10 protein-coding genes are annotated in these 9,876 nt (G+C 68.2%); 4 read left to right on the top strand and 6 right to left on the bottom strand.

From position 1 onward, the window contains the following. From IPG50_28560 to IPG50_28575, 4 genes are all read left to right on the top strand, one after another. On the top strand, positions 1–172 hold a 172-nt coding region (locus tag IPG50_28560; protein MBK6696117.1), incomplete at its 5' end, for a DUF1016 domain-containing protein. Between the two features lie 38 nt (positions 173–210). Next, a complete protein-coding gene (locus IPG50_28565; GenBank protein ID MBK6696118.1) occupies positions 211–1,287 on the top strand; it encodes a hypothetical protein in 1,077 nt (358 codons plus the stop codon). Between the two features lie 345 nt (positions 1,288–1,632). Further along, positions 1,633–2,598: a hypothetical protein gene (locus tag IPG50_28570; protein ID MBK6696119.1), complete on the top strand. Its 966-nt coding sequence runs from the start codon at positions 1,633–1,635 to the stop codon at positions 2,596–2,598. Next, positions 2,595–3,173, top strand: a complete 579-nt coding sequence (locus IPG50_28575) for a hypothetical protein (protein MBK6696120.1) — start codon at positions 2,595–2,597, stop codon at positions 3,171–3,173. Before IPG50_28570 ends, IPG50_28575 begins: the two co-directional genes overlap by 4 nt. Before the next feature lie 141 nt (positions 3,174–3,314). Here the strand turns inward: IPG50_28575 and IPG50_28580 are convergent, their stop codons facing one another. The 6 genes from IPG50_28580 to IPG50_28605 form a co-directional block, all read right to left on the bottom strand. Beyond that, the gene (locus IPG50_28580; GenBank protein ID MBK6696121.1) at positions 3,315–3,659 is read right to left on the bottom strand and encodes a four helix bundle protein; all 345 of its coding nucleotides are present in this window, start codon (positions 3,657–3,659) and stop codon (positions 3,315–3,317) included. Positions 3,660–3,976: 317 nt separating this feature from the next. Further along, a complete protein-coding gene (locus IPG50_28585; protein ID MBK6696122.1) occupies positions 3,977–4,378 on the bottom strand; it encodes a transposase in 402 nt (133 codons plus the stop codon). A 911-nt stretch (positions 4,379–5,289) separates the two neighbouring features. After that, positions 5,290–5,598, bottom strand: coding sequence for a hypothetical protein (locus IPG50_28590; GenBank protein MBK6696123.1), 309 nt, complete (start codon positions 5,596–5,598; stop codon positions 5,290–5,292). Between the two features lie 14 nt (positions 5,599–5,612). Further along, on the bottom strand, positions 5,613–6,431 hold the full coding sequence (locus tag IPG50_28595; GenBank protein MBK6696124.1) for a ParA family protein: 819 nt from the start codon (positions 6,429–6,431) through the stop codon (positions 5,613–5,615). A 622-nt stretch (positions 6,432–7,053) separates the two neighbouring features. Next, on the bottom strand, positions 7,054–8,616 hold the full coding sequence (gene purH, locus IPG50_28600; GenBank protein MBK6696125.1) for a bifunctional phosphoribosylaminoimidazolecarboxamide formyltransferase/IMP cyclohydrolase: 1,563 nt from the start codon (positions 8,614–8,616) through the stop codon (positions 7,054–7,056). Positions 8,617–8,779: 163 nt separating this feature from the next. After that, a complete protein-coding gene (locus IPG50_28605) occupies positions 8,780–9,451 on the bottom strand; it encodes a hypothetical protein (GenBank protein ID MBK6696126.1) in 672 nt (223 codons plus the stop codon). Between the last annotated feature and the right edge of the window lie 425 nt (positions 9,452–9,876).

The following is a 9,876-nucleotide window of genomic DNA, read 5'->3' on the forward strand; positions in this document are numbered from 1 at the left end:
GAAAGACGACGAGGTCGTCGAGTACGCGCTCGCCCGGACCACGTCGCCGACGATCGTCGCTGAGTACCAGACGATGCTGCCGTCGAAGGCGGTGTTGCGCCGCAAACTCCATGAACTCTACGCGGAGCTCTCGAAGCCTCCCCGCAAGGGCGCCAAGGCACGGAGCCAATGACGACGAACGCGCGCCCCCCCCAGCGCTACACTCCCCCCGTGACGCCCCCGCCTCCCCTCGCTTCGCTGTCCGCCCTCGCCGCCCGGCGCGCGCGCATCCATGAGGCGCTCGCGGACGCCGGCTCGTACAAGCTGCAGCGCGCCGGCACCGTCCTCGCGCTCGCGCCCGCGCGCGAGGCCTACGCGCTCGCCGAGGGAGAGCCGGCGCTCGCCGTTTGGTCCGCCCTCGCCGCGTACCGCCTCGCGCACCTCGTGATGCGGCAGGAACGAACCCCGGACGTCCTCGAGGAGGCCGACGCGCTCTTCGTGGAAGCGGGACGACACGCGTCGCTCGGCCCTTACCCGCACGTCTATCGGCTCGCGGTGCTCCACCGCCTCGCGGCGCCGCCGCGCACCGTCGAGGCCGCCTTCAAGAGAGCCGTCGACGCGTACGCGGCCTGGACGCGGCCTGCGTCGCGAGCGGCCCGCACCGATGCGGACCGCAACCACACGGCCGGCAACCACACGGGCCGAGCCGAAGGCGAGCCGAGCGAGGACGCGCTGCTCTTGCCTGGCACCATCCAGACCGAGCTTTTCGCGCTCCTCGAGCTGTCGGGCTACTTCCTCGGTCTCGCTCGCGAGCCCCTCGACGGGCGCGGTGCGCGGCTCGATGAGCCGGTCTTTCAGGCGCCGCACTGGCGCTTGGTCGGGCCCGATCCAGCGCTCGGCGACGTCCTCGTCTCCAAAGCCACCGCCGACGCGGAGCTCCTAGACCTCGCGCCGCGCGTGGGCGCCGCCTTCGTCTTCCGGCTACCCGCGAATCGCAACAAGGCGACCCTCACCGTCGGCACGCGTGACCCGAGCCCCTTGCCCCACCGGGCGGCGCGTCTCCTCGCGTGCCTGTTGCGACACGACGCGCGCGACATGGATACGCTGGTCGCGCGCGTCATGGGTGAAGAGGGCTCGGGCGCCGCCTTTCGCCAAGTGAAGGCGCGGCTGCGGCAGCAGCTCGAGGACGCCGGTGTTGCGCTGCCCGCCGAGCTCATCGTCGAAGGGCCGGGCAAGCCTCCTCGCCTCGCGCCGAGCCTCGTGGCCCTCGGCGCCGTGAGCGAGCAGGCGTACCTCGACCGCGAGTAGACAGGGACTGCTCGCCAACGCTCGGTCTTCACGCCGCGCGGGCGAGTGCCCGGGGGGCGCGTTCTTGCTGGGGTGGGGGGGGGCGGCTCCCCTGGGGGGGGGGGGCTCGGCGCGGGGGCGCTGCGTGCGGCGCCGAGCGTGGGCGGGGGGCTTCGGGGACTGGCGTGTTCTGGCGCGACGGGGCGGTAGGGGGCTCTTTGGCGTCGGCTCGCTGGCCCTGACAGGCCGGGAAAGCCGACTTGCCTAGGGGGGGGCTGAGGCGTTCGCGAGGGCAGCCGCAGCCGGGCCCTGTCACGCGCTTGTCACGCCCTCGGTCGCAAGGTGTTCGATGAAAGGAGGTGGCCAATGGCCCACCACGATTCCCTCATCGACGTCTTCTACCGACCCGAGCTCACGGCCTCCGACGCCGCGAGCAATTTCTCCAAGAGCCCGACCAAACCGCGCCGCTTCGTCGAGTGGCTCGCAAGCTCGGCAATGGCCCGCGCCCAGGCGGTGCGCATCCGCGAGGACTTCGCGCCGCTCGAACCGCGGGACTTCCTCGTGGCCCACGAGCGCGACTACGTCGAGGGCTTCTTCGCGGGCGAGGCGCCCCACGCGTCGTCGAACGGCCTCGCGTGGACGCCCGCCTTCGCCGAGACCGTCCGCTACACGAACGCGAGCTTGCTCGCGGCCATCACGGCCGCGTGCGATCGGCCCTCGCGCATCGCGCTCAGCCCCACGAGCGGCTTCCACCACGCGACCCCGTCGGGCGGCGGAGGCTTCTGCACCTTCAGCGGGCAAGTGCTCGCCGGCCTCCGGCTCTATCGCGAGCGGGGCCTCCGCGGCGCGTGGCTCGATCTCGATGGGCACTTCGGCAACAGCATCGAGGACTCGCGCAGCTTCGCGCCCGACCTCGAGGCCGCCCTGCCCTTCAACGTGAACCCCGGCCATACCCACAGCGTCTACCTGGCCGATCTCGAGAAGTCGCTCTACACGGTGGGCCAGGCGGTGATGCGCGGCGAGATCGACTACGTCGCCTTCGCCCACGGCGCCGACTCGCACGAGGACGACGACCTCGGCGGCCAGTGCACGACGCGCGAGTGGCTCGACGCGAGCCGGCGCGTCTACTCGGCCGTCGCGCGTTGGTCCGAGCGGCTCGGCCGACCGGTGCCCCTCGCGCTCGCGCTCTTCGGCGGCTACCGCCGCGACGACTACGACTTCGTCTTGCGCCTGCACGCCGCGGATCTCGCCATCGGCCTCGACACGCTCGCCGGTACACGCTTCGCCTTCGATCCCGAGCGGCGCGACGAGCGGGCGGGAGGTGCGCGATGACGCGGCGCACGAGACGCCCGCGCAAGGCGCCGCGTTGGCGCGACGAGGTGCACCGCATGGAGGCCGAGCGGCGCCGCGCGCGCGTGGTTGCGCGCGCTCGCGCCCTGGCCGAGCGCCCCACGGAGGACGACGTCGCCGCGGCCCTCGCGCAGCTCGCGCGCGTGAAGGGCGACAAGAGCCTCGAGGCGTTCACGCTTTGGACCGTGGAGGACATGCGGCCCGAGGGGCGCGCGGCCGAGCTCGCTTCGTTGCGCCGTGCCGTCGATGCCGGCGAGGCGACGGGCACCGAGCTGTCTCAGCGGCTCGGCAGCTACCGCGAGGCGGGCGCCGCCGCGAGCCTCATCGGCGTCGGACGGGCGCGCAGCCCCGAAGCGGCGACGTTCGTGGCGGCCATGCAGCTCGGCAAGCGCGGCTACTCAGCCCGCGAAGCCGCCGCGACCTGCTCCCGCATGCATGTGGAGTACACGATCTTCTGCACCGAGCGCGGCCGCCGCGAACGAGGCGAGCACGGCGGCGCCATCCGCTGGAGCTTCGAGCGGCAGCTCCGGTGGATACGCGCGGCGCGCGAGGGGTGAAGGGACGCCGCCCTCGTGGCGGCCCTCCTGGCGCCCCTTGGCCTGGTGCTTCTTGGCGAACTCGCTTTGAAACTCGTCTGGCTAGGAGGTGCGGGCTTCGCGGTCGAGGACCTCACTTGCGAGGCCTCGACCGAAGCCGGGCTAGCGAATGAGGCGCGTGAGCATGGCGATGAGGGGGTGCGCGAGGGCTACGCACTCGGCGGCGGACTCGGGCGAGGCGTCTCCGCAGAGGGCGGCGAGCTCGACGGCTGCGACGGCTTCGACGGCCTCGCCGCGCGCGATGGTGAAGGCGCGAGCCTTGTCGGCGCGGCTAACGCGCCCAGCGCCTTCCGCGCAGTTGAGAGCGGCGCTCTTCGCCGCGCGCGTCGCTTCATCCCTGAGCTTCGCATCGCGAATGTTCGCGGCGCGGACGGCCAGCAGCAGCTTCACCGCGGCGCCATAGGCATGGAGTTTGTGGTGAGGAAGCCCCGGGAGTTGGTTGGTCATGCCTCCCCCCAGCGCAGACCGCGTGACAGCGCCACGCTCTTCCGCGCGTCACCGAGAAGCGCTGGCGCGCGGTGCGCGTCTAGGCAGGACCAACCAACTCTCGGGGCGATCGCACAAGCAGCAGCCCGTTGTTGCGGTGCATGCACACTACACGCTGAGCGGTCAAGGAGATAGGTGACAGTCCATGGAGATGGGTGACACTTTCGGCGGATGGATTTTCTACTCTGCGGCTATCGCTGATTCTTTCCCTATTTCTTCTGTGGCGACTGAGGGGATGAATCGCCTTTCTCTTTCGTCGTAGTGACCGAGGTCACGGGCTACCAAAAGCTCACCAGCCACTTCCCGTCCTCAACCTCTCGAAGTCCGACCTGCTCGTCGACGAGCGACGCCGTCAGGCTGAAGCGCCGACGCCGATCGATCGCGACAATGCCTCCCTTCCAAACGGGTCGAGTCATGTCGTGCAGGGGGTAACTGGGCTTGGGCACCTCGCCCTTCCAGACGCGCGGCGAAGGCTCGTACGCGCTGGCTGGGGTTCGATCGCCAAGCGCCTCGTGGGGCCGCTCTTCGTTGAAGCACGTGCGCCAAGCGTCAAAGCGTTCCTGTTGGCCGAGCAGCGTCCGAGCCGCAGGACGTGTCGTTTCTGCTTTCAACGTGCGATGCATCCGTTCGTGGCGTCCGTTCTGCTGCGGACACCCAGGCTCGATTCGCTCGTGGAGGATCCCGAGTCGCGAACCACGCTCCGAGTCGACTCAATCCAAAGAGCGCACGCGGCGAAACGAAGGCTCGCCGTTGTCGCTTCGAATAGCTCGCGGCAGGCCTTTTCCCTGAAGATGTGCTCGAGTGCCGCTCGCACGCCCTGCCGGCCGTCCCGTCGAAGGCCTCGCACACGAGCACGTACCGGCTGAAGGCGTCCGTGACCGTAAACGGGTAGCAGACCGTTCCGTCTCCGAGCTCAAACTGCCCTTTGAAGTCCATGCACCACAGCTCGTTGGGGCCCTTCGCGTCCGTCAGCGGCGCGCGATAAGCCCTCAGCCGCGACGACGTCGCGGCACTGTCAGCTGTTGGCGACGAAGCACGTTGGCAATCGTTGTTCGGCTCGGCAGCTCTACGCCGGGGTGCTCCGTTATCAGCAGCACCCTCAGCTTCTTCGGGCCCCACGTCGGATGTCGCCGCCGCGCGTCGACGATGAGGCTCACGAACTGTTCCGCCAGCGCCGTCGGCGTCGCCTGGGCCGTTGCGACAGGTCCACGAGCCCGGCATCGCCCCAAGCTTCGTAGCGCTCGACGTACTGTGCCGGTCTTCCGGCTCACGCCCACTCCCGACTCAGCTCCGTCATTCGCTCGCCCGCGCGGTAGCGAAGCACCAGTGAATTTCGTTGTTCCAAGACACTCTTCGCTTTCCAAACCACGGCACTTCCTGCCGTTGTTCGCATGCCGGAGTGTCACCTATCTCCTTGGACTGCTCTGTTACCTATCTCCTTAGACTGTACCCGCTCGACCTCGACCTCGACCTCGACCTCGACCTCGACCTCGACCTCGACCTCGACCTCGACCTCGACCTCGACCTCGACCTCGACCTCGACCTCGACCTCGACCTCGACCGCGACCTCAGCCTCGACCTAGCTCTCCCCTCAGATCCCCCGCGGAATCTTGTCGAGATCCACCTGATCCAGCGCCGCGCGAATGAGCGCGCTGCGGCTCGCCTTCGTCACGCCTCGCGACTTCAGCTCATCGACCATCGCGTCGAGCCGGTCGAGATCCTTCGTGTACATGGAGATGCAGATCACCTTGTAGTGCTGCGGCTTGGGCTGCGCCGTGCTGCGCGGCGCTCGTTCCATGCCGCCCACTTCGGGCTTGTAGAAGCTGCCCGAGAGCACACCTTGAACTTCGTCTGCGTCGAGCACGCGAGCCGCGTTCCCACCTTCATCACGAACCGTCATGGGTCACCTTTTCCTTACGCGCTCGCAGCGGCCGCGGGGGCCGCTCCTTTGTTGGCTTCTGAACCGATATTTTTTTGCGCCGCGGGGCCGTCGATCAGAAAGTCGACGAGGCGGCCGTAGTCTTCTGCGGCGTTCGAGTCGGGCGCATATTCGAAGATCGTCTTGCCTTGCGCCGGCGCCTCTTTGATCTTCGTCGCGGAGCGAATGGGCGTGAGGCACCGATCGCCGAAGTGTTGCGTCAGGGTCTCCACGGCGTCGCGGCAGATGCGCGCGCGCGCGTCGTAGAACGTGGGAAGCACGCCGAAGATTTGCACCGGGTGGTGCAGCAGCGAGTTCACGTTCTTCACGGTCTTGATGACCTGCCGCACGCCTACGAGCGAGAGGAAGTCGCAGGCGACGGGCACCAGGATCCCGTCGGCGAAGACGAGGGCGTTCTGGTTCATGAGCGAGAGCGACGGCGAGCAGTCGAGCACGATGACGTCGTACGCGTCGCACGCTGACACGAGGCGATCGCGAAGCACGCGATCGCGGTTCTGGCGTCCCGCGAGGTAGAGCTCGGCCGCCGCCAAGGTCTCGTTGGAGCCGAGCACGTCGAGGTTGGGCCGGACGTTGACGGCGGCGTCCTTGGCCTTCATGCCCATCACGACCACGTGGTAGAGCGACGTCTGCGGCGTCACGTCGAGGGACACGGCCACGTTGCCTTGCGAGTCGGTGTCGACGAGCAAGACGCGGAGGCCGCGCGCGGCGAGGCCCGCAGCCACGCTCACGCTCGTGGTGGTCTTCCCCGTGCCGCCCTTGTGGTTGAAGATGGCGATGCGCCGCGGCGCGTGCATGCCGCGCTTGAGCGGCGTGACTTGCGGGGCCGCGGGCGGCGGCGGACGAAGCGGTGAGCTAGCGCCGCTTCCAGGCGTCGCGAGGGACGCCGTCGGCGCCGCGCTGGTCAGCGGCGACGGCGGCGCGAGCGGCAGCGCGGGCTGCGGAACCGCGGAGAGCGCGCCGAGGCGCAGGCCGCCGGCTTCGGCCAAGAGCTGCGTCCGGCAGGGCTCCGAGCACGCGTAGGTGCGCTCGCCCTTCACGCGAAGGACCTGCGAAACGAGCTCGACGGTGAACCGCTTCGAGCACGCCGCGCAGTTGACGCCGCCTTCCAGCTCACCGCGCACCGCCTTGCCGTGGCAGTCTTGCGAGCAAAAGAACATGAAGCCGCCGTCCCGCTCTTCCATCTGGTAGCGGAACTGCACCTCGAACGCTCGCCGACAGACGCTGCAGCTCTCGGTCATCGCCATGGATCGCCTCACCGGTTGCGCGCGCCCTGGGCGCGCGTCTTCGTGCAAGCACGGTTTCCCCGTGCCTCGTCGGCAATCGCATGCTCAAACGGACTGGGCCAAATATTTGGCGGCCTCAGCCCGTGTGCTCGGGCCTCCCCGCGCGTGGCGTGGCCGTGACGACGCGCCTCGATCAGTGACGGAAGTGGCGAGCTCCCGTGAAGATCATCGCGATACCGTGGGCGTTCGCGGCCTTGATGACCTCCTCGTCCTTCACGCTGCCGCCCGGCTGAACGATGGCGACGACGCCGTGTTTGGCGGCAAGCTCGACGCCGTCGGGGAACGGGAAGAACGCATCGGAAGCCATGACGCTGCCCTTCGACTTCTCACCGGCTTTCTCAGCGGCGATCTGGACGGACATCACCCGCGACATCTGGCCGGCGCCAACGCCAACGGTGGCGAGGTCTTTGGCGAAGACGATGGCGTTCGACTTCACGTGTTTGCAAACGTTCCAGGCAAACTCCAGGCTCTTTCGCTCCTCGGCCGTCGGCTCGCGCGTCGTGACGACCTTGGCCGCCGAGAGCTCCGTCGCCGCCGTGACGTCACGCGACTGCACCACGAGTCCGCCCCCGACGCGCTTGTATTGGAGCGCCTCGTGTTTGGCGTCGAGCCACGTGCCCGTGGCGAGGAGCCGCAGGTTCTTCTTGGCCACGAGGATCTCGAGGGCGGCAGGCGCGAAGGAAGGCGCGACGACACACTCAAGGAAGGTCTCGGCGAGCAGCGTCGCGGTGGCGGCGTCGACCTCGCGGTTGAGGGCCACGATGCCGCCGAAGGCGCTCGTGGCGTCGGCATCGCGAGCCGCGCGGTACGCGTCGACGAGCTTCTCGCGAACCGCGACGCCGCACGGGTTGGCGTGTTTGACCACGACGGCCGTGGGCTCGCTAAACTCGCGCACCGCCTCGAGGGCCGCGTCGACATCCACGAGGTTGTTGAAGCTCAGCTCCTTGCCTCCAGCGCCGAGACCCTCGGCGCGAGCCAAAGTCCCGGCGGCAACCCCCTTTTCGGCGTAGAACGCACCCTTTTGGTGAGGGTTCTCGCCGTAGCGAAGGCCGTAGGCTCGCTCAAACGACAGCGTGAGGTAGCGCGGAAAGTCTGCCGCCGAACCGTCGGTATTCTTTCGTGAAAGGTAACCTGCGATAGCGCCGTCGTAGGCCGCCGTCAGCGCGAAGGCCTTGGCCGCGAGCTTCCCGCGCGTGGCGGCGCTCACGTCGCCGTGCTCGCGCAGCTCCTTCAAGACGAGGTCATAATCCGCGGGATCACACACGACTGTGACGCGCGCTTGATTCTTCGCGGCGGACCGAATCATCGAGGGTCCCCCGATGTCGATGTTCTCGATGGCCTCTTCGAAGGTCGCGTCCTTCGAGGAGACGACCTGTTCGAAGGGGTAGAGGTTAACGATCACGAGATCGATGGGACGGCCACCGAGGCGCTCGAGATCGTTCGCGTCGACGTCACCGCGCATCAAGATGCCGCCGTGGACGCGCGGATGCAGCGTCTTCACGCGCCCGCCCATGACCTCCGGCGAGCCCGTGTAGCTCTCCACCGTCTCGACCGCGATGCCCTCTGCGGCGATGGCCTTGGCCGTGCCCCCAGAGGAGAGGAGCTTTACGCCGAGCTCCGCGAGCCCCCGCGCGAAGGGCAGAAGGCCAGTCTTGTCAGACACCGAAACGAGCGCAGTGCGAGCCGTGGACGCCATGCCCAGAGGGGTACCTGCGTCGCTGGTAGAGGTCAACGACCGCCACAAAACGACTCGAGCCGCAGCGACCGAAGTCGCGTGCGGCTCGTAAGCAAAGAGAAACCTTCAGGCCGGATCAGGAGGGATTCAGGAGCGAATCAGGCGCGACAGACGAAAACTTTGTTCACTCGGCGTCGAATTCTGCGGCGACGAAGCCTTCGACGTCGAAGTCTTCCGCTTCGACCTCGGCCTCGGCCGTCTCTTCCTCGTCGTCGCTCTTGGCGAGGACCGGGAGGCGGCGGCGGCCGACGGGGCCTTCGTCGATGTAGTCGCGAAGGGCGTCCATGTCGCTCAGCGCCTGGAGCTTCGCGAGGCCCTTGACCTCGACTTGGCGGATGCGCTCGCGCGTGAGGTTCATGATGGCGCCGACTTCTTCGAGCGTGGTGCCGCCGCGGTCGGCGACATCGAGAGCGCAGGTTTCGTTCATGTCCCAAACCTCGAGATCGGGGAAATTGAGCTTGATGGCGCCGGTGCGAGCCGACACGTCCAAGAAGAGGTGGTGTTTGCAGGAGACGAAGGGGCACGGCCGCGCGCCGTTGGCGCAGTCGGCGCGGGTCTTGGGGCGCTCGACCTCGACTTCCGGGTAGAGCAGACGACCGAGCTCGAGCTCGCGCTTCGTCATACGCTTCACGCTGATGGTGCGCGCGCGCACTTCGCGCTTGCGACGCGAGCGGCGCTGTTCGCGCGTGACCGGCTCGCCATCGGCAGAGAGTTCGCTGCTCACGTCGAGCGCGAGGGCACCGTCGACACTGAGTTGCATGGTCCCTTCCGCAGCCGCAGTCGCGGTCGCGTCCATGTCGACCGTTTGCGCCTGCGATTGTTCAACGTTCATTGCGTTCTTCGGGTCCATAGCTCCTCCGGTCGTAGCGCCAAAACGCGTGCCTTCGTGCCGGAGGTCGCCTCCCTCGGCACGCACGAGCCCCCCGCGCTCGGTCCCGGGGGGGTCATCTTCGACTCCGAAGCGACCGCTCAGGGGAGCGCACCAGCCTGTCTCTTCCGCCACCCGTCGCCTGCCTGCTCCTGAGAGCAAGCGGCCTGACTGCGGGGTGTGCCCCCTCAAGAGGGGAAGCAGCGGAGATCGCGTTGGTGTCGATTCAGACGACGACGATCACGTCGTCCTCGACACGGAGCGAATACGCACCGCATCGTCGACGGATTGGACCCTAACCGATGCGAAAAGAAAGGGTCAACGTTGTCGGCGTCTTTTCATTTCGCGCTTTC

This window comes from Myxococcales bacterium, from assembly GCA_016703425.1.
GTDB lineage: Bacteria > Myxococcota_A > Polyangia > Polyangiales > Polyangiaceae > JADJCA01.